The following is a 235-nucleotide window of genomic DNA, read 5'->3' on the forward strand; positions in this document are numbered from 1 at the left end:
CCGCACCGGTTGCCGCACCGGGGCCCCGTCTCGACCCTGGCCCGAGGCTGGACGACCATCCGCCCGAGCATGCCGTCGCCGAGGGCGCGGTGGTGCAGGCATGGCGCGACGTCGGCCCGAAGCCCGAGGGCGATTCGCCCACCCGACGCGTGGACCCCGTCCCCCCCGCCAACAGCCAGCAATTCCACGATCTGGTCCGGCTGGCGGAACGCGGACTGCGCGCCGCGCGACTCGG

General features: G+C 75.7%; 1 protein-coding gene. It reads left to right on the forward strand.

From position 1 onward, the window contains the following. Positions 1–235, forward strand: a 235-nt coding sequence (locus ACQG3P_RS24045; protein WP_426806452.1) for a hypothetical protein, incomplete at both ends; no start/stop codon positions are given.

The organism is Stenotrophomonas sp. SrG, from assembly GCF_050031795.1.
Taxonomy (GTDB): Bacteria; Pseudomonadota; Gammaproteobacteria; order Xanthomonadales; family Xanthomonadaceae; genus Stenotrophomonas; species Stenotrophomonas rhizophila_A.